The sequence below is a fragment of the Streptomyces sp. NBC_01261 genome (assembly GCF_036226385.1).
Taxonomy (GTDB): domain Bacteria; phylum Actinomycetota; class Actinomycetes; order Streptomycetales; family Streptomycetaceae; genus Streptomyces.
The window spans coordinates 7,526,127-7,545,713 of sequence record NZ_CP108463.1 but is presented as its reverse complement, the minus strand read 5'-3'; the positions used below and the strand labels follow the sequence as shown (position 1 = coordinate 7,545,713).

Genomic DNA, 19,587 nt, shown 5'->3' with positions numbered 1-19,587 from the left:
GAACTCAGGCCATTCACAAACGCGTCTTTCACATTCTCTCCACAGTGTGTGAACTCTGTTGAAATAAGCGGCCGTTGACCGTTCCGTCCCCAGGTCCTTCACAGCGGCACATCAAGGAATCCTTCAGGTACGGCCCTAACTTCCTTGCCATGACGGGAAACGCGGAGAACGACCAGCGGTACGACCAAGAACCCGCCCGGCATCGGCGGGACAAGGGCCTCCAGCGTCGCCGGATCCTGATCGGCGGCGGCACCGTGGCCCTGGCCGGCGGCCTCGCGGCCGCCGGCTTCGCCTCGGCCGACACCCCCTCGGCCACCACCGTGACGAGCGACGCGTCCGCGTCGGCCACGAGCGGCGTCTGCACCCTCACCGCCGAGGTCACCGAGGGGCCGTACTCGCTCGACGGCGCCCTGATCCGCGAGGACATCAGGGAGGAGAAGGAGGGCGTCGAGGTCCAGTACACGTTCACCGTCGTCGACCAGGACAACGACTGCGCGCCGCTCGCCGACGCCCTCGTGGAGCTCTGGCACTGCGACGCGCTCGGCGAGTACTCCGGGTTCGTCGGCAAGAACGGCCACACGGAGGACGACGACGGCACGTTCCTGCGCGGCGGCGTCCTCACCGACTCCGACGGCGGGGCGAGCATCGTCTCCATCTGGCCGGGGCACTACGTCTCGCGCGCCGTCCACGTCCACATGCGGGTGCACACGGACGTGACGCTCGCCGACGGCACGTACACCGGCGGGACGCTCGTCCACACCGGCCAGCTCTTCTTCGACGCCGACCTCAACGAGGAAGTGCAGGCCACCTCCCCGTACGCGGACAACACCACCGCCGAGACGTCCCTCGGCGACGACACGATCTACGACGACGGAGGCGCCGCGTCCGGTCTGCTCACGCTGACCGCGCTCGGCTCCGACGTGTCCGACGGCTACACGGCGACCCTGACCGTGGGCGTGAGCACGAGTTGACCAGGAGGCGGATGACCAGGAACCACTGATCGGGGATCGCCGATCACACCCCGCGCGGCTGCCGCCCTTCGGCGGACTCGGACTCGGTCCGCGTCTCCAGCGCCCTCTCCCGGCGATGGGCACGGACCGAGTGCGCCAGGGCGACAGCCCGCATCCCGTACAGCACGACGTACACCGGAGTGCTACGTCGGCAGCAACGGCTCGACGATCTTCGCGAGCTGGTCGCGCGTCACCGCGCCCATCCGGGTCGCCGCCACCCTGCCCGCCGGGTCGACGACGATCGTGTACGGCATCACCTGCGTGTTCACCAGGCCGCGCGGCAGCCGTAGGGCCTGCTTGCCCGAAGGATCGTGCAGCGACGGATAGCCCAGGTGGTGGTCCTGCTGGAACGCGAGCCCGGCGGACCGACTGCCGTCGTTGTCGAGCCCCAGCACCCGCAGCCCCCGGTCACCCCAGGTCTCCCGGATCAGCTTCAGCTCGGGCGCCTCCGCCCGGCAGGGCCCGCACCAGGACGCCCAGGCGTTGATCACGACGACTTTCCCCCGGTAGTCCGACAGCCGGATCGCGTCCCCCTCCAACGAGGTCCCGGCCAGATCCGCCACGGCCGGACGCCGGCCCTCCTCGAAGATCCGGGTGAGCGGGTCGCCGGGGGCGGCATCGCTGACCGCCGCCGGGGAGGAGCAGCCCGCGAGGATCACGCAGGCAGCGGCAACGGCCGTGTACGCGCGTCGCGTTGTCATCATCGTCGTCATCACGGTCATTGTCCTCAGCGCGCCGCGGCGACGAGGTCAGGGGTTCTCCCAGGCCGCCGGTTCCGCCGCCAGCGCGCGTACCGGCTCCGGCAATGCGTCCGCCGCGATGTCCGCGACGGTGACGCCCTCAAGGATCTTGCGGACGTTGGCGCGCAGGGCGATCCAGAGGGGGAGGAGGGGTTCGGCGGTGCCGGTGTAGGCGAGGCCGGTGGGGCGTTCGCCGCGGACGGACACGATCGGGCCGTCCACCGCGCGTATGACGTCCGCCACGGTGATCGCGCCGGCCGCGCGGGCCAGCCGGTAGCCGCCGCCACCGCCGCGACGGCTGTCGACGATCCCGGCGCGCCGGAGGTCGCCGAGAATTCCCTCCAGGAATTTGTGCGGGATGTCCTGCGCGGTGGCGATGGTCTCGGCCTTCACCGGACCGTCCGGTACAGGGCCGTCGTCACCCCGTACGGCGAGCTCCAGTACCGCCCGTACCGCGTAATCCGCCCGTGCCGAGATCCTCATGCGTCCATTGTGGTCCGTTCTGGCGTAGAGAATGGCCCCGCACGACGGCCTCCTGGGACGACCACGGAAAATGGCTTCGCACGTGCCGCCGACGGACCGGACCCGGGAGGAGCTTCCAGTGGAGCTGAGCAGGCGTACCTTCAGCACCCTCGCGGGAACGGCCGCGCTCGGATTCGCGCTGGGGGGTGGCAGCGGCGGCAGCGGGGACGCGTACGCCGCGCATGTCGTGCCGACCGGCCCGCCCCCCGCGCCACCGGCCGCGGACGGACAGCCCCACACGATCGGGTACGACCGCTACTCCCTGATCGTCGACGGGAAGCGCCTGGTCCTGTGGTCGGGCGAGATGCACCCCTTCCGGCTGCCGAGCCCGTCCCTGTGGCGCGACGTCCTGCAGAAGATGCGCGCCTTCGGCTACAACGCGGTCAGCATCTACGTCTCCTGGAACTACCACTCCCCCGCCCAGGGCAGCTACGACTTCACGGGCATCCGGGACCTCGACCTGTTCCTGCGCATGGCCGCCGAGACCGGGCTCTACGTCATCCTGCGCCCCGGCCCGTACATCAACGCGGAGATCGACGCGGGCGGCTTCCCCGGCTGGCTCACCGCCACGAAGGGCACGGCCCGCACCGCCGACCCGACCTATCTCTCGCACGTCGACGAGTGGCTGACCCAGGTCGACTCCATCGTCTCCAAGCACCTGTTCACCCAGGGCACGGGCACGGTCCTGCTCTACCAGATCGAGAACGAGTACGACGCCCAGACCACCCAGCCGTCCGGCACCGCCTACATGTCCCACCTGTACAAGAAGGTGCGCGCCGACGGCATCGACGTCCCCCTGTTCCACAACGACAAGGGACGCAACGGCTATTGGACCCCGGGGTCGTTCGACACCGGCGCGGACAAGGGCGGTTGGCTGTACGGCTTCGACGGGTATCCCTCGCCGTCCCAACTCCCTCCGGACTGGGGGCACTACGGGATCGGTGGGGCCAAGGGCGGGGCCACCGCCAGCCCCAAGACCCCTGGTTTCGTGCCGGAGTTCGGTGGTGGCTGGTTCGATCCGTGGGGCGGGTCCTGGTTCGACGGCAAGGGGTACGCGGAGTCGCGCCGGACGCGTGACGCGGCGTACGAACGGCGCTTCTATCTCACCAACCTCGCCAACGGGCTCACCCTGCACAACGTCTACATGACGTTCGGCGGCACCTCGTGGGGCTGGCTGCCCGCGCCGGTCGTCTACACGTCGTACGACTACGGCGCCGCCTTCGACGAGGGCCGCAACGCGACCGCGAAGCTCGTGCCGATGCACCAACTCGGCCATCTGCTGCGGACCGTGCCCGACTTCGCCAAGCTGGACCGCGCGGCGGACGTCAAGGCGGACGGCCTGAAGGTCTACCACCTCACCAACGCCGACACCGGCGCGCACGTCTACGTCCTGCGCAACGACGGTACGAAGGCGGTCACTTCGACGCTGCCGACCACGACCGACGACATCGAGGTCACCGTCCCGGCCCAGGACGCCCGCCTCATCGTCACCCAACTCGACCTGGGCGGGCGCAGGTTGAGGTATTCGACGGTCACGCCGATGATGTTCCTCACCGTCGGCCGGCAGGACATCGCCGTGTTCGCCGGGAGGCACGGCGAGATGGCGCACGCCGTGGTCGAGTGCCCGGTGGAGCCGATGGTGACCCGGCTCGACGCGGAGGCCGCCTGGGTGTGGGACCGCGGTCTCCTGCACGTCACCGTCCCGCTCGGCATCGGCGGCCTGACCCGGGTCCTCGTCCAGGCCGGCGGTGTCGCCAACCCCCTCCTGCTGCTCTTCGCCGACGAGGCCACCTCCGTACGCCTGTGGCCGTACGAGACCGGAGCGGGCACCGCCTTCGTCTACGGCCCGGCGCTGCTGCGCGAGGCCACGATCAGCGGTACGACCGCCCAGCTCGTCGGTGACACCATCGGCGAGACCGGCCTGGAGGTGTGGGGCCCCCGCGGCATCACGGACGTCACCTGGAACGGGCGGGCCGTGCCCGCGACCGTCACCAACACGGGCAGCCTGCGCGCGGACGTGCTGCTGCCCGGGGTGCCGGCGGTGTCGCTGCCCGTGCTCGACGGCTGGCGGCGGAAGGTGGGGAACCAGGAGGCGGCCGTCGCCTTCGACGACTCCAAGTGGACGGCGGCGGACAGGACTTCGACGTTCAGCACGACGGCCATCCCCTCCGGGCAGCCGCTGCTCTTCGCGGACGACTACGGCTTCCACTACGGGGACGTCTGGTACCGGGGCCGCTTCACGACGACCACGGCCGACGACCTGGAGTCGGTGACCCTCGCCTACAGCACCGGCACCCAGGGCCTGTTGATGGCCTGGCTCGACGGCGAACCGCTCGGCACCCACCGGATGCCGGTGCCGACGAACAGCAGTGTGCGGCAGGGCAGTTGGGCGGCGAAGGCGACTCTGCCGGTCCCGGAGAAGGTGCGCGCGGCCGGTTCGCATGTCCTGTCCGTGCTGGTGCGGCGGATGCAGCACGACCAGGACGGCAAGGCCCTCGACACCCACAAGGTGGCCCGGGGTCTGACGGCGGCGACCTTCAAGGGCGCCTCGCCGAAGGTGAGTTGGCGACTCCAGGGCGAGGCCTCACCCGATCCCGTGCGCGGGCCGCAGAACAACGGCGGGCTGTACGGCGAGCGGGAGGGCTGGCACCTGCCGGGGTACGCGGACGCCGGCTGGGAGGCGGTGACATTCCCCCGCGCCGACAAGCGGCAGGGCGTGGCCTGGTACCGGACCAGCTTCAAGCTCGCCGTGGACAGCGGCATCGACGCCTCGATCGGCCTGGTCCTCGACGACGACCCGGCGCGCGCCTACCGCGTCCAGATCTTCCTCAACGGCTGGAACATGGGCCAGTACATCAACGACGTGGGCCCGCAGCACACCTTCGCCCTGCCGAACGGGATCCTCCTCACCCGGGGCACCAACACACTCGCCCTGGCCGTCCTGTCCGACGGCACCACACCGGCGGGCCCGAAGGACGTACGGCTGACGCTGTTGGGGAGTGCGGCCGGAGGAGTACCGGTCTCGCCGGTGGCCTCGCCCGGCCGCTAGTCCCTTCGGCCCCTTTCGGGATCTAGGCCAGCCTGATCATGTTCCAGGACAGCGGCTCCAGCACGGCGGTCAGGGTGCCGTCCTGGAGGGTGGTGCCCTCGACCGCGTGCGGGGCCACCCGCTCCGGGTCGGCCAGGGTGTTGCGGGCGTCCGGGTCGGCGTCCGCGAGGGCGCTGTGCTCGACGACCGACGTCAAGTCGAGGCCGTTCAGGCCGACTTCGAGCGGGAGCGACTCGGTGCGGCCGCGGTTGACGGCGAACACCGTGACCGAGCCGTCCGCGCCGCGCACGGCGGTGGCGTGCAGCAGGTCGGCCTCGCCGTACTTGCGCGTCTCGTGCTTCGGGGAGTCGACGCGGACGTCGAGGACCTGGCCGCGGCCGTACCGCGAGGCCTGCGCGAAGGGGAAGAACGTCGTCTGCCGCCAGGCCGGGCCGCCCGGTTCGGTCATGATCGGCGCGATGACGTTGACGAGCTGGGCGAGGCAGGCGACGGTGACGCGGTCGGCGTGCCGGAGCAGGGCGATCATGAGCGAGCCGAAGACCACCGCGTCCATGACGCTGTAGTTGTCCTCCAGGAGGCGCGGGGCCTCCGGCCACTCGGCCGGGTCCGCGTCCTTCGTCTGCTCCTCCCAGTCCGACGTGTACCAGACGTTCCACTCGTCGAAGGAGAGGTTGATCTTCTTCTTCGACTTGAGGCGGGCGCCCACGTGGTCGGCGGTCGCGACCACGTTCTCGATGAACGACTCCATGTCGACGGCCGAGGCGACGAAGGAGTCGAGGTCGCCGTCGGTCGGCTGGTAGTAGGCGTGCAGCGAGATGTAGTCGACCAGGTCGTAGGTCTCCTGGAGGACCGTCGACTCCCACTCGGCGAAGGTCGGCATGGCCTGGGAGGAGGAGCCGCAGGCGACGAGTTCGACACCGGCGTCGATCTGGCGCATCGCGCGGGCCGTCTCGGCGGCGATCCTGCCGTACTCCTCGGCGGTCTTGTGGCCCGTCTGCCAGGGGCCGTCCATCTCGTTGCCGAGACACCAGACCCTGATGCCGAAGGGGTCCTTGTCGCCGTGGGCGATGCGCTGCTCGGCGAGGGTCGTGCCGGCGGGGTGGTTGGCGTACTCCTGGAGTTCCAGGGCCTCGGCGACTCCGCGCGTGCCGAGGTTGATCGCCATCATGGGCTCCGCCTGGGGGCCGAGCTTCTTCAGGAACGCGATGTATTCGGACAGGCCGAAGCGGTTGGACTCCGTCGAGCGCCAGGCCAGGTCGAGGCGGCGGGGGCGGGTCTCCGCGGGGCCCACCGAGTCCTCCCACTTGTAGCCGGAGACGAAGTTGCCGCCGGGGTAGCGGATGGTGGTGACGCCGAGTTCGCGGACCAGGTCCAGGACGTCCTGGCGGATGCCCTGGTCGTCTGCGGTGGGGTGGTCCGGTTCGAAGATGCCGGTGTACACGCAGCGGCCGAGGTGTTCCACGAACGAGCCGAAGAGGCGGGGGTTGACTTCGCCGACGGTGAAGGCGGGGTCGAGAGTGAAGCGGGCGGTACTCATGTGCGCCTTTCGGGGGGAGTGGTACGTGTTTCGTTGGCGACTGCGGGTGCGCTGTGGCTGGTCGCGCCCACGCGGCGGAAGCGCATATCGATACAGCCCCGCGCCCCTGAAGACCAAAAGCCGCCCTGTTCGAAATATCGTATATCGGCCGTATCCTCGAACAGGACCGTAAAATCTCACCGCCTCCGCGTCAATGGGTCGGCCACTCTGCACTGTGCATTCTCGGGGGCGATTTCCGGACACAGCGGTCGTTCCCGGTCCCACAACGGCCACCGAAGGACATGACGTTGGCAGTTGTGGGCGCGTAACCTCGGACCGGCTTGTGCAGCGGACGGCGGGAAGGGGGAGCGTACGACGTGGTGACGACCTTCCTCGGTGAGCTGTACACGTCCTTCGTGTGGGTCCCCACGGTGGTCCTCGGAGCCGCTCTCGCGCTGAAGCTGCCGGCCATCGTCCGGATGTGGCGGGACCCGCTGCTGCGGGCGGTCGGCGGGCTGCTGCTGTTCGCCTGCGCGCTCTTCGTGTCCGTGACGCCGTCGGTCATCGGCTGGGTCAACCGGGTCACCGGTGTGCCCAACTTCGCGGCGCCGTGGGCGTATTCGCTGCTCACCGCGTTCAGCGGAGCGGGGTTGTTGCTCATCGTCGCCTGGCGCTTCGGGCTGTCCGAGCGTTCGGACACGACCCGGCGCGCCAGACGGTGGGTCATCTCCGTCTACTCGGGCGTGATCGTGGCGCTGTGGGTGCTGTTCGCCCTCGCCGACGTGCCGGTGGAGCGGGTGCGGGACCTGGACACGTACTACGCGAACACGCCCTTCATGCGCGAGGAGATCCTGCTCTACCTGCTCGCGCACACCGTGGCCGCGCTGATCACCATGCGGCTCATCTGGAACTGGGTCCGCGCGGACGCGCTGCACGGCTGGCTGCGCTGGGGGCTGACGTTCCTGGGCGCGGGTTACACGCTGAGCCTGGTCTTCGATGTCGCCAAACTCACGGCGGTGACGGCCCGTTGGACCGGGCACGACCTCGACGCGCTCAGCACGGACGTCGCTCCGTGCGCCGCCTGCCTCGCCGCCGTGCTGATCGCCGTCGGTTTCATCCTGCCGCACACCGGCCAGTTCCTGCACGGCCGCCTGCGCGTACGCCTCGCCCACCACCGGCTCCGGCCGCTGTACGTCCTGATGCGCTCCGTCGACGGCACCGGCGTCCCCTTCCTGCTGTGCGCGGCGCCCGAACTGCGCCTGATCCGGCGGGAGACGTACATCCGTGACGTCCTCCTGCCCCTCGCCCGCCACCTCGACGAGGACCTCCGTACCCGCGCCCACCGCGCCGCCCTCCGCCTCGGCTGCACCCCGCGCCGTGCGAAGGCCCTCGCGGCGGCGGTGGCGATCCTGGACGCCATCGACTCCGGCCGCCGCGACGACGGCACCGGACATCCCGACACCGCCGACCTCCTCCAGGAGATCGGGCCCGTCTCCCGCGCCCTGCGCCACCGCGACGCGATCGACGCGGTGCGGGTGGCGGCGCGGGGCGAGGGAACGGGGGCCGGCGCGGCGGAGCCGGTGGGTGTCGTTCAGGCCAATTCCGCGGCTCAGGCCAACTCCGGGCCGCCGGCGGCAAGTTCGATGGACCCGGTGCGCCGTACTCCCCCTGTCCATCCCGCGGAGGCGCCCCGCTTCCTGCTGCCGCGGCGACGGTGAGGTGGCTGAGTCGGCGTATGTCCTGGCATATTGCAGCGGTGCGCACGAAGAAGGAGATGCGCCGGTTCGCCGGTGCCCTCATCGATCCCATGCGCGTCCCGGTCCCGGCCGATCCCGAGGCCCTGTTCGACGCGCTGGTCGACTCCGTCACGCGCTGGCGGGGGCGTGAGATCGTCGTCCGCCGCGAGGTGTTCCCGCCGCACACCGCCAGCGGGCTGTGGCTGGAGGGCGACACCTACGACGTCATCGTCATCGACAAGCGGGCCGCCGCCTGGCACCAGATCGTGATCTTCTGCCACGAGGTGTGGCACATGCACCAGCGGACCGCCGCCCCCGCGCCGGAACCGACCGCCGACGGCAGCCCCCGGCCCGTCGCCGCCCGTACCGACTTCAGCCTCGCCGACGAACAAGAGGCGGACAGGTTCGGCATGTTGATGAGCGGCCGGCTGCGGCCCTGGCTCCAGGCGGCGGCCACGGCGAACCCCACGCACGACCCCGCCGCGGCCGACGACGGCACGCAGGGTGTCGCCGGGCGGATCGGCGCCGCCCTCAACTACCGCGGGACCAGAAAATGAGCAGTCTGATCGACTATCTCAGCTGCGGCCTGCTGTGGCTGGGCGTGCTGGTGAAGGCGCCGGACCTGATACGCCACTGGCACGACCCCTATCTCCGGGTCATCTGTGTGTTCCTCGGCCTGGCCGGGGCCTGTTTCTTCCTCGGGGCGCCGCCCACCGTCGGCGCGATCAACCACCTCAGCGGCATCCCGAACCTCGCCGCCCCGCTGACCTACGCGTCGGTCACCGCGTACGGCGCCTCCTCGCAGGTCCTGATCGTCTACTGGCGGGGCGGACCGCACGTCCACCGCACCGCCCGCCGCTGGATCGTGGCGTACACCTTCATCCTGATCGGCATCGCCGTGACGTTCGCGCTGGGCCGTACCCCCGTGGAGCGCCGCACGGACCTGGACACCTACTACGCGACCACCCCGTTCATCGCCGAGATGATCGTGCTCTACCTGGCCGGGCACCTCGCCGCCGTCAGCGTCACCGCGGTGTCGGCGCTGCGCTGGGCGCGGCAGGTGCACGGCTGGCTCCGCGCGGGCCTGATCACGCTGGGCGTCGGCTCGCTGTGCGGCGCCGGGTACAGCCTCACCAAGTTCGCGGCGGTGATCGCCCGTTGGTGCGGCCAGGACTGGACGCGGCTCGGTACGACCGTCTCGCCGGTCGCCGCCGGACTGGGCGCGGTGCTGACCGTCGTGGGCGTCCTGATCCCGCTGACCGGCCCCCGGCTGACCCAGTGGCGGCAGGCCCGGCGGACGTACGCCTGTCTCGAACCGCTGGAGCACGAGCTGGCCGAACTCCTCACCCGCCGCGCGCTACGGCTGCCCCGGCCGCGCTGGTCCTCCCCCGCGACCCGGCTGGTGTGGCGGCAGACGAGCATCCACAACGCGCTCGGCCACCTGGACGCGTTCTTCGACCGGGCCCTGTACGAAAGGACGTTGGAGGCCGCGGCACGGACCACCGGCGACCCTGAGCAGGCCGAGGCGACGGCGTGGGCGGCGGTCGTGACGGCGGCCGTGGCCGAGGAGCGGCAAGGTGACGCGGAGGAACGCGACGGCGCCCCGCGCCCCGCGCCCGCCGACGAACCGGGCGGGCTCCCCGACCGGGCCCCCGGCACCGCCCTCCTCGTGTCCATCGCGGACGCGCTGACCCGGTCCCCGCTCGTCGCCCGGGTCCGCACCGGCACGACGGAAGGGAGCACCCGGGCATGAGCCTCATGGTGTATCTCGCCGCCGGTGTCTTCGGGCTGTCCTGCACCGTGCTGCTGCGCCGCCCCTGGCGGATCCCGCGCGACCCGCTGACCGTGTCCACCTGCGCCGCGATCGTCCTCGGCTCGCTGGCCCTGGTCTGCTCGGCACCGCTGACCCTGGGCACGGTCAACCGCCTCACCGGCATCCCCAACTTCGGCGCCCCGCTGACCTACGGCATGCTCTCCGCGTACAGCTGCTCCCTGCTCGTCCTGCTGATCCACTGGCGGGGCGGTTCCCCCGCCCGGATCCGCCGCATGGTCCTGCGCAGCATGGCCGCCTACGGCGCGCTGATCGTGGCCATCGTCGTGCTGTTCACGCTGGCCGACCCGAGCGCCGAGCGGCTCACCGACCTCGACACGTACTACGCCGGGACGCCGTACATGCGCGAGATGATCGTGCTCTACCTGCTCGGGCACAGCGCGGCCACCCTGGCGCTGTGCACCGTGTGCGTCACCTGGGCCCGCGAGGTGACCGGCCTGCTCAGGACCGGCCTGCAGCTGATCCTCCTCGGCACCCTGCTGGACGTGGTGGGCTTCCAGCTCGTCAAGTACACGGCGCTGGTGGCCCGTTGGACCGGGCACGACCTCGACTTCCTCTCCACCGGCGTCGCCCCGCCGATGGCCTCACTGGCCGCCCTGACCTGCTCCGCCGGCTTCGCCCTGCCGCGACTCCTGCCCATGGCCCGAGCCCACTGGCGCGACCTCAACGACCTGCGCGGGCTGGGCCCGTTGTGGTCGGAGGTCCGCTTCGCGTCCATCGCCCCGAAACCGCCCAGCGCCCTGCGCCAACTCCCCCGCATGCGCCTCCACTGGCGCGAAGTCTCCATCCACGACGGCCTGTTGGCCCTCACCCCCTACTTCGACGACCACCTCCGCGAACGCACCCGCCACGCCGCCCTCCACGCGGGCCACTCCCCCCACGAGGCCCGCGTGACCGCCGAAGCGGCCATGGTCGCCGACGCGGCCCGCCGAGCCGCCGCCCGGGAACAACCCTTCAACACCCCGAGCACGTACCGCCTCTACGCCACGGAGGTCTCCGACACGGGCGGCCTGGTCGAACTGGCAAGGGCCCTGGTGCGGTCCCGCCCGACGGCAACACCGGCGGTAAGCAAAACGCTGGCCGACTTGGACAACACAGGGGCTTGAGGGTTGTTTTCCTTTAGGGGCGCGGGGCTGTATCAATGTGCGGCTCCGCCGCGCGGGCGCGACCGGCCCCCACCGCCCCGCAGCCAAAATCGAACCCTCGTCACCCGGCAAACGCAGGCTGCGCCACTCCCTTACCGGCCCCCGGCACAACCAACAGCGACCCAGCGACAGGCTCCGGCGACTCAAGCCCCACCCGAGCGGTCGTAACGTACAGGTCAGTCAGATCCGCACCCCCGAACGCGCACGCCGTGACCAGCGAGGCCGGCAACGAGACAACCCGCTCCAACTCCCCGTCCGGCGTGTACCTCCGCACCGCACCCCCACCCCACAACGCCACCCACACACACCCGTCCGCGTCGACGGTGAGCCCATCGGGAAACCCCGCGCCGACCTCGACCTCCGCGAACCGCCGCCGCTTCGACACCCGCCCGTCCGCGTACTCGAACACGTCGATCCGACGAGTGGGCGAGTCGACGTAGTACATCAACCGCCCGTCAGGACTCCACCCCGTCCCGTTGCTCACCGCCACGTCATCAAGAATCAGCTGCACGGACCCGTCCCCGGCAACCCGCGACAACGTGCCCCCGCAAGGCGCCTCGTCGTACCGCATCGTCCCCGCCCACAACGCCCCGTCAGGCGCCACGGCCGCGTCATTGGCCCGCCGCCCGGCAACCGGCTCCCGATGCAGCCACCGGAACTCCCCGTCGGGATCGACGAGCCCGACCCCGTCCCGCAGATTCAGGACGAGCCCCCCACCGACACGGGGCTTCGCGGCCCCCACATGCTGCTCGGTCACCCGCACCGTCCGGTGCCCCGACGACGGGTCGTACGTATGCACCCGTGACCCGAGAACGTCGATCCAGATCAACCGCCCCGCCGCGGCGTCCCACGTCGGCCCCTCGCCCAACGTCGCCTCGGCCCGTACCGCCACCTCGTACGTCATCCCACACTCCTGTGCCCGAGCCGCTCCGACAGTTCAACGGCGCCCTTCGCGGCCAGCTGTTCCAACTCCACCCGCCGCTCGTCGCTCCACCGAATCATGGGAACGGAGATGGAGAGAGCGGCGACAACCTGCCCCGTGCGGTCCCGCACCGGCGCCGCCACGCACGACACATCCGGATTCGACTCACGACTCTCGACGGCGACCCCTCGCGACCGGATCTCGGCGAGAGCCTCCCGCAGCGCCCCCGGCTCGACAATGCTGTTCGGCGTCATCGCGACCAACGACACATCGGCCGGAATGCGCGCGGTCAGCTCCGGCTCAGGCAGCGAGGCCAGCAGCATCTTGCCCACGGACGTGCAGTGCGCGGGCAGCCGGCGCCCCGCCGCCGACACCATGCGCACCGCGTGCGTGGAGTCGACCTTGGCGATGTAGATGACGTCGGTGCCTTCGAGGATCGCGACGTGCACGGTCTCGTCGCAGGTCTCGGCGACGGACCGGGCGACCTGCTGCCCCTCGGCGGCGAGGTCGAGCTGCTCGGCGTATCGGCTCCCGAGCTGGTACGGACGGACCCCGAGCCGGTAGCGTCCCGGTTGTCCGGGCACGGGCACGATGTACGACCGCGCGGCGAGGGTGGTGACCAGTTCGTGCACGGTCGTGCGCGGCAGTTGCAGCTTGCGCACGATGTCGGGGGCGGAGAGCGTCCCGTCCCCGTCGAGGAAGAGCTCAAGAATATCGAGAGCCCGGGTCACGGCAGGTACGAGTCGTCCCACAACCGGCCCCCTTCCAGGTGTCTGCGAGTGGCTGCATGGGATGCCGCACCGAGCGTCGTGTGTTCGAAATTTCAACTGACGATCGGCATGACGAACACAGGCTAGCCATACAGGGTTGCACGGGCAATGGTCGCGTGACCATGTGACTACCGACCGGCCCCGGGATCGCCCGGTTCACCACACAACCGCTGGGCGCGCGGCACGAGTTCGAGCTCGAACCAGCGGTCCGGGTGGTCGATCTCGTCCCCCACAGTTCACGGATCTGCCGGAGGCGATACCGCACCCCGGTGTCCGGCCCGATGTCAGTGCCGTGCGCGACGATGGATCGCATGCCCGACGCGAACCGTCCCGCCCGCCCCTTCAGCCCCCTCGACTTCCAACTCGTCCTGCTGCGCCGCATGGCGGACCACAACCCGGACCTGGTCGAGAACGCCCGTCACGAGCTGGGCGTCTCGATCGCCGACATGCGCGAGGCCAACAAGCGGTGGCAGGCCATGCTGCACTCCCCGCGCGGCCGGGCCGCCGCGTCCCGGTACCGCTCGATCCTCGGCACCCCCGAGTCGACCGTCAAGCGCAGGATCGGCGACCTGGACTGCGAGGCCTGGCAGTGGCCGGTCCCGCTCTGGCCCGACCTCCGCTTCGAGGTGCTCACCGCCCCGAACGGCGCCGTATGGAACGAATGGCTGGTCCGCGCCCCGGGCGCCACGCCCCCACCCCTCCACACCCTCGACGACCTGACCCCCTGGTCCTGCACGGTCGACGAGGCGGCCCGCGCCTTCGCCCCCGCCCGCCCCCTGGAGGGCACGGCCCCCACCCGCTGGGGCCTCGCCTTCACCGCCCCGGACGCGCGGGGCGTCCGCCACCAGTGCGCGGCCGAGTTCACCTGGGGCCTGCTCCAGCGAACGGCGGTCGACGACTGACGATCAGCGCCTGACGGTCAGCGCCTGACGGCCACCCCCAGAATCGCCTCGACCACCGCGGTCAACGAGGACTCCGGATGCAGATCGAGAAAGAGGTTCGGCTCGACGAGTTCCAGCTCCATCACACACGGCTGCCCGTCGGGCCCGTCGACGAGGTCCACGCGCGCGTACAGCAGCTCCGGTGCGTCCGGTACGGCGGCCAACGCCCGCTCGGCGACGGAGAGTTCGGCCTCGGTCGCGGTCCACGGCTCCAGGTCCGGGTGGGACACCTTGTCGTCGTCGTACGCCGTCCCGCGCGCCAGCACGGCCCCCTTCCGCGAGGCGTGCACGAACCGCCCCCCGAAGAACAGCAGCGCCCGCTCCCCGCTGACGTCCACGTTCGTGAGGTACGGCTGCACCATCGCGGTGAGCCCCTCGGCATGCATGCGCTCCAGCTGTCGTACGGCCGTCTCGTGCTCGTCGGGCGTGTAGCGGGCGGCGAAGCGGGCGCCCGCGCCGGAGGTCGGCTTGACGACGTACTCGTGGTCGTCGGGGAGGTCGGCCGGGTCGCCGGGGGCGAGATAGCGGGTCGGCACGACGGGCACGCCGGCCGCCGCGAGGTCGCCGAGGTAGCGCTTGTCGGTGTTCCAGCGCACGACCCGCACCGGGTTCGCGAGCCGTGTCGCCTTCGCGGTCCGCTCGGCCCAGGCCATGAACTCGGCGGGGCGCCAGCTGTAGTCCCAGGTGGAGCGGATGAGCACGAGGTCGTACGCGCCCCAGTCGGTCCCGGCGTCGTCCCACGGCGCGGCGACGGCCTCGGCCCCGGCCGCCCGCAAGGCATCCACCAGCACCGGGAGGTCACGGTCCTTGCTGGGCGCGGGTGCGGGGTCGTAGGTGGCGAGCGCGATTCGGGGCACGAGGCCTCCATCGTCGTACGGACTGCGGACAGGTCCGCAGGTTAACCGGCTGCCCCGCAACCGCGGCAACCGGATTGACCTTCCCCTTCGGTGAAGCCCCAGCATCGGTGACGGAACCGAGAAGAGGTCGAGGCGCACATGGGCGGTACGGGAGACATGCTGACGATCGGGGCCTTCGCGCGGGCGTGCAGGCTGTCGCCGAAGGCGCTGCGGCTGTACGACGAGCTGGCGCTGCTGCGGCCGGCGCGGGTGGATCCCGACAGCGGGTACCGGTACTACGCGGTGGCACAGCTGGAGCGGGCCCGGCTGGTCGCGTGGTTGCGGCGGCTGGGCATGCCGCTGGCCGGGATCCGCGAGGTGTGTGCCCTCGAACCGGCCGCCGCCGCCCGCGAGATCCGTGCCTTCTGGGCGCGGGTCGAGGCGGAGACGGCGGTGCGGCGGGATCTCGCCGGGTTCCTCGTCGACCATCTCGCGGCCTCGACGGCCGTACCGGGAAAGGACACCACCATGCTGGAACTGCGTTACGCCGCCCACTCGGACCGCGGCCGGGTCCGCCCCTCCAACCAGGACACCGCCTACGCGGGCACCCGGCTGCTCGCGGTCGCCGACGGGTTCGGCCCGGCGGGCGCGCCCGCGAGCGGCGCGGCGGTGGAGGCGCTGCGTTTCCTGGACACCGAGGAGGTGCCTGCGGGCAATGTGCTCAACCTGCTGGAGGAGGCGGTACGGGGTGCCACCGACGCGGTCCGTGACGTGGCCGATCCCGGCGAGAACGGCACGACCCTGACCGCGCTGCTGTGGACCGGCTCGCAACTGGCGCTCGTGCACATCGGGGACTCGCGCGCGTATCTGCTGCGCGACGGCGGGCTGTTCCGGATCACGCACGACCACTCGGTCGTCCAGTCGCTGATCGACGAGGGCCGGCTGACACCGGAGGAGGCCGGCTCCCACCCTCAACGCGCCATGCTGCTGAAGGCGTTGACGACCGGCACCCCCGATCTGAAACTCCACGACACCCGCCGAGGCGACCGCTACCTCCTGTGCTCGGACGGCCTGACCGCGGTCGTCCCGGAGCACCGGATCCGCGAACTCCTCACCGCATACCCGGAACCGGAGGAGGCGGTACGCGCCCTGGTCGACGCGGCGAACGAGGCCGGGGGTCCGGACAACGTCAGCTGTGTGGTGGCGGACGTGGTGTAGGAACGGGGGTGTCCCCGGCAGTTGGGGACCGTTGCCCCGACGACCAAGGAGCGCGCCGCGTGTCCACCCTCTTCCCGGCCCTGACGAACCCGGGCGAGCAACCCGCTCTCCGGTTCGGTGACCGGTCCCTGACCTACGCGGAGCTGGGCGCGGCGGCGGACGCCCTCGCGGCCCGGTGCGCGGGTACCGGCCGGGTCGCCGTCTGGGCCACCCCCTCGCTGGAGACGGCCGTCGCCGTGACCGCCGTACTGCGGGCGGGAGTCGCGGCCGTCCCCCTCAACCCGAAGTCGGGCGAGAAGGAACTCGGCCACATCCTCGCCGACAGCACCCCGACCCTGATCCTGGCCGCACCGGGCGACGAACTTCCTTCTCCGCTACGGCACTTGGAGCGCGTCGACGTCGACGTGCGGGGCGTCGGGGTGGACGGTCCGGACGTCTCCCCCGACGACGAAGACCCGGCCTTCGTCGTCTACACCTCCGGCACCACCGGCCCGCCCAAGGGCGCGGTCATCCCGCGCCGGGCGATCGCCACGACACTGGACGCGCTCGCCGACGCCTGGCAGTGGACCGGCGACGACGTCCTCGTGCACGGACTGCCGCTGTTCCATGTGCACGGGCTGGTGCTGGGCATCCTGGGTCCGCTGCGGCGCGGCGGCTCGGTGCGACACCTCGGCAGGTTCAGCACGGAGGGCGTGGCACGGGAGTTGAACGACGGCGCGACCATGGTGTTCGGCGTCCCGACGATGTACCACCGCATCGCCGAGACCCTCCCCGACGACCCCGAACTGGTCAAGTCCCTCGGCCGCGCACGCCTGTTGGTCTCCGGTTCGGCCGCGCTCCCGGTCCACGACCACGAACGCATCACGTCGGCGACCGGCCGCCGCGTCATCGAGCGCTACGGCATGACGGAGACCCTGATGCTGTGCTCGGTCCGGTGGACACCCCCGGACCCCCGGCCCGGCGTGCGGGCGGACGGCGAGCCGCGCGCGGGGACGGTGGGGGTCCCGCTGCCCGGCGTGGAACTGCGACTGGTCGAGGAGGACGGCACGCCTCTTCCCGCGTACGACGGTGAGAGCGTGGGCGAGATCCAGGTGCGCGGCCCGAACCTCTTCACCGAGTACCTCAACCGGCCCGACGCCACGGCCGCCGCCTTCACCGCCGACGGCTGGTTCCGCACCGGCGACATGGCCGTGCGCGACCCCGACGGCCATGTCAGGATCGTCGGCCGCAAGGCCACCGACCTGATCAAGAGCGGGGGTTACAAGATCGGCGCGGGCGAGATCGAGAACGCGCTCCTGGAACACCCCGGGGTCCGCGAGGCCGCCGTCACCGGCGAGCCGGACCCCGACCTGGGCGAACGGGTCGTGGCCTGGATCGTGCCGAGCGACCCCCAGTCCCCGCCACAGCTCGCCGAGTTGGCCGACCACGTGGCGAGCCGCCTCGCCCCGCACAAGCGCCCGCGCGTCGTCCACCACATCACCGCACTCCCCCGCAACGACATGGGGAAGATCCTCAAGCGGTCCCTGACCACGACCCATGACTGAGCGACCCGTGAGTGACCGCCTGTCCGCGCGCGAGACCCTGACCCTCGTCACGGACGACACCACCTTCGCCGAACTCCCTTACCCGGCAAGGGAGTCCAAGCCCGACGGCCCCCTCGCCTGGCAGGGCTACGACGCCTCGCGCGCCCGCGCCGCCGACCGCACGGGCGAGTCGGAGTCGGTGGTGTGCGGCACGGCGACGGTGGAGGGCACGCGGGCGGTGCTGATCGCGTTCGAGTTCGGCTTCCTGGGCGGCTCGCTCGGCGAACGCACCGGGGACCGTCTGGAGGCGGCGTACACGTACGCCCGTGAACACCGGTTGCCGGTGGTGCCGTTGATCGCCACGGGTGGCAGCCGGATGCAGGAGGGCATGGTCGCCCTCACCCAACTCCAGCGCGTGGCACGCCAGTCGGCGCTCACGAGGGAGGCCGGTCTCCCCCAGATCGCGGTGCTGCGCGACCCCACCACGGGCGGCGGCTGGGCCACGCTCGGCGCGGGCGCGGATGTGATCCTGGCCCTGCCCGGCGCCCAGGTCGGCTTCGCGGGCTCCCGTGTCCGCCCACCGGACGCAGACCCCACGGCGTACACGGCGGAGGCCCAGGTCGCAGCGGGCGCGGCCGACGCGATCGTAGAACCGAATCGGCTGAAGGAAACCCTGGGAAGGTGGCTGCGGCTGCTGACCACGCCGTGGCCGGGGCAGGCGCCGGTGCCTACGGCACTCGGGGCGACCGATCCGCCGACCACGGAGCGGGAGGGTGCGCCACCCGCCCTCGACATGCCCGACCGGTCGGCGGCGACACGGGAGGCCACGCGGGGCGGCCTGTCGGCTCGGGGCACGGCGGCAGATCCGCCGCCGCCCGCAGACAGGGCCACGCAGGACGCCGGGCCGACTCACCACAGCGCGGCCGACCTGCCCGAGGCCGCACAAGAGACCACACGGGACGCCCCGCCGGCCCGGCACACCACAGCCGACCCACCCGAGGCCGCACAAGAGACCGCGCAGGACGCCCCGTCCACTCGGCACACCACAGCCGACCCACCCGAGGCTGCGGGCGAGGCCCGTTCGGCTGCGCACACCACGGCAGCCTCACCGGCGTCCGCGCACCCCGCCCAGTCGGGGCGGCTCGCCCCGGCCGATCTCCCGGTCACCGGCTGGGAGGCCGTTCAGCGTGCCCGGGCGGGCCAACGGCCGCGTGCTGAGCGCTACTTGGATGCCTACTTCAGCCATCGGGTGACGGTCAGTGGTGATCGGTGCGGAGGGACCGACGCGGGGATGCTGTGTGGGTTCGGGGAGCGGGAGGGGCGGGCGATCGCGTATGCCGCGCAGGGCGGGACGGCGACCCGGCCGGCCGGTTATCGGACCGCCGCCCGGCTGATCCGGCTCGCGGGACGGCTCGGGATCCCGGTGCTGACGCTGGTGGACACCCCGGGTGCGGCGAACGACGCCGAGGCGGAGCGGCAGGGCGCGGGCGCGGCGATCGCCGACCTGTTCGGTGCGGTGGCCTCCGCCCGGACGCCGCTCACCACGCTGCTGATCGGCGAGGGCGGCTCCGGCGGTGCGCTGGCGCTGGCCGCGCCGGGCAACACCTGGGCCACGCCGGACAGCTACTTCTCGGTGATCGCCCCGGAGGCCGCCGCCGCGATCCTGAAGCGGCCCCCGGAGGAGACTGAGCCCACGGCCGACCAACTCCGCATCCGGCCACAGGACTTGGCGGAGCTGGGGGTGATCAGGACGGGGTCCGCCTGAACCACCGGGCGCCGCCGACGCGGCGTCACCAGTACACCTCCCACTGCCCCTTACTTAATCTTT

At 71.5% G+C, this 19,587-nt stretch carries 16 protein-coding genes and 1 pseudogene; 10 read left to right on the top strand and 7 right to left on the bottom strand.

The features are described from left to right. The first annotated feature begins 149 nt into the window (after window positions 1-149). On the top strand, window positions 150-971 hold the full coding sequence (locus tag OG226_RS33595; protein ID WP_329350992.1) for an intradiol ring-cleavage dioxygenase: 822 nt from the start codon (window positions 150-152) through the stop codon (window positions 969-971). Between the two features lie 182 nt (window positions 972-1,153). Here the strand turns inward: OG226_RS33595 and OG226_RS33590 are convergent, their stop codons facing one another. Together OG226_RS33590 and OG226_RS33585 are read right to left on the bottom strand one after the other, a co-directional pair. After that, window positions 1,154-1,723, bottom strand: a complete 570-nt coding sequence (locus tag OG226_RS33590; protein WP_329350991.1) for a TlpA disulfide reductase family protein — start codon at window positions 1,721-1,723, stop codon at window positions 1,154-1,156. Window positions 1,724-1,759: 36 nt separating this feature from the next. Next, a complete protein-coding gene (locus OG226_RS33585) occupies window positions 1,760-2,233 on the bottom strand; it encodes an RrF2 family transcriptional regulator (protein WP_327404321.1) in 474 nt (157 codons plus the stop codon). 118 nt (window positions 2,234-2,351) lie between these two features. On the opposite strand from OG226_RS33585, the gene OG226_RS33580 reads away from it, so the two are divergent. Beyond that, window positions 2,352-5,321, top strand: a complete 2,970-nt coding sequence (locus tag OG226_RS33580) for a glycoside hydrolase family 35 protein (RefSeq protein ID WP_329350990.1) — start codon at window positions 2,352-2,354, stop codon at window positions 5,319-5,321. A gap of 22 nt (window positions 5,322-5,343) precedes the next feature. Here OG226_RS33580 and arfA read toward each other — a convergent pair whose 3' ends face one another. Then, on the bottom strand, window positions 5,344-6,858 hold the full coding sequence (gene arfA / locus OG226_RS33575) for an arabinosylfuranosidase ArfA (protein WP_328683549.1): 1,515 nt from the start codon (window positions 6,856-6,858) through the stop codon (window positions 5,344-5,346). Between the two features lie 356 nt (window positions 6,859-7,214). On the opposite strand from arfA, the gene OG226_RS33570 reads away from it, so the two are divergent. Genes OG226_RS33570 through OG226_RS33555 form a run of 4 tightly spaced genes read left to right on the top strand, consistent with a single transcriptional unit; the run spans window position 7,215 to window position 11,510 of the window. Then, window positions 7,215-8,555 carry a DUF6545 domain-containing protein gene (locus tag OG226_RS33570; protein ID WP_329350989.1) on the top strand — a complete coding sequence of 447 codons (1,341 nt, stop codon included), beginning with the start codon at window positions 7,215-7,217 and terminating at the stop codon, window positions 8,553-8,555. Window positions 8,556-8,593: 38 nt separating this feature from the next. Then, complete coding sequence (locus OG226_RS33565; protein ID WP_328683547.1) at window positions 8,594-9,130, top strand: toxin; 537 nt, start codon at window positions 8,594-8,596, stop codon at window positions 9,128-9,130. Continuing rightward, on the top strand, window positions 9,127-10,326 hold the full coding sequence (locus OG226_RS33560; protein ID WP_329350988.1) for an MAB_1171c family putative transporter: 1,200 nt from the start codon (window positions 9,127-9,129) through the stop codon (window positions 10,324-10,326). Before OG226_RS33565 ends, OG226_RS33560 begins: the two co-directional genes overlap by 4 nt. Beyond that, entirely contained in the window at window positions 10,323-11,510 is a 1,188-nt protein-coding gene (locus OG226_RS33555; protein ID WP_328683545.1) for an MAB_1171c family putative transporter, read from the top strand. Before OG226_RS33560 ends, OG226_RS33555 begins: the two co-directional genes overlap by 4 nt. Window positions 11,511-11,610: 100 nt before the next feature. On the opposite strand, the gene OG226_RS33550 is transcribed toward OG226_RS33555, so the two are convergent. The 3 genes and pseudogenes from OG226_RS33550 to OG226_RS33540 form a co-directional block, all read right to left on the bottom strand. Continuing rightward, on the bottom strand, window positions 11,611-12,453 hold the full coding sequence (locus tag OG226_RS33550) for an SMP-30/gluconolactonase/LRE family protein (protein ID WP_329350987.1): 843 nt from the start codon (window positions 12,451-12,453) through the stop codon (window positions 11,611-11,613). Beyond that, the gene (locus OG226_RS33545; protein ID WP_328683543.1) at window positions 12,450-13,223 is read right to left on the bottom strand and encodes an IclR family transcriptional regulator; all 774 of its coding nucleotides are present in this window, start codon (window positions 13,221-13,223) and stop codon (window positions 12,450-12,452) included. Before OG226_RS33545 ends, OG226_RS33550 begins: the two co-directional genes overlap by 4 nt. A gap of 146 nt (window positions 13,224-13,369) precedes the next feature. Continuing rightward, window positions 13,370-13,518: pseudogene (locus tag OG226_RS33540) on the bottom strand (PucR family transcriptional regulator); the annotation flags it as partial. A gap of 34 nt (window positions 13,519-13,552) precedes the next feature. On the opposite strand from OG226_RS33540, the gene OG226_RS33535 reads away from it, so the two are divergent. Beyond that, window positions 13,553-14,143 carry a hypothetical protein gene (locus OG226_RS33535; RefSeq protein ID WP_443066931.1) on the top strand — a complete coding sequence of 197 codons (591 nt, stop codon included), beginning with the start codon at window positions 13,553-13,555 and terminating at the stop codon, window positions 14,141-14,143. Window positions 14,144-14,160: 17 nt separating this feature from the next. On the opposite strand, the gene OG226_RS33530 is transcribed toward OG226_RS33535, so the two are convergent. Next, a complete protein-coding gene (locus tag OG226_RS33530; protein WP_329350985.1) occupies window positions 14,161-15,039 on the bottom strand; it encodes an ATP-grasp domain-containing protein in 879 nt (292 codons plus the stop codon). Between the two features lie 156 nt (window positions 15,040-15,195). On the opposite strand from OG226_RS33530, the gene OG226_RS33525 reads away from it, so the two are divergent. Genes OG226_RS33525 through OG226_RS33515 form a run of 3 tightly spaced genes read left to right on the top strand, consistent with a single transcriptional unit; the run spans window position 15,196 to window position 19,524 of the window. Further along, window positions 15,196-16,236 carry a MerR family transcriptional regulator gene (locus tag OG226_RS33525; RefSeq protein ID WP_443066930.1) on the top strand — a complete coding sequence of 347 codons (1,041 nt, stop codon included), beginning with the start codon at window positions 15,196-15,198 and terminating at the stop codon, window positions 16,234-16,236. Window positions 16,237-16,295: 59 nt separating this feature from the next. Next, a complete protein-coding gene (locus OG226_RS33520; RefSeq protein WP_329350983.1) occupies window positions 16,296-17,780 on the top strand; it encodes an acyl-CoA synthetase in 1,485 nt (494 codons plus the stop codon). 7 nt (window positions 17,781-17,787) lie between these two features. Then, the gene (locus OG226_RS33515; protein WP_443066929.1) at window positions 17,788-19,524 is read left to right on the top strand and encodes a carboxyl transferase domain-containing protein; all 1,737 of its coding nucleotides are present in this window, start codon (window positions 17,788-17,790) and stop codon (window positions 19,522-19,524) included. Window positions 19,525-19,587: the final 63 nt, after the last annotated feature.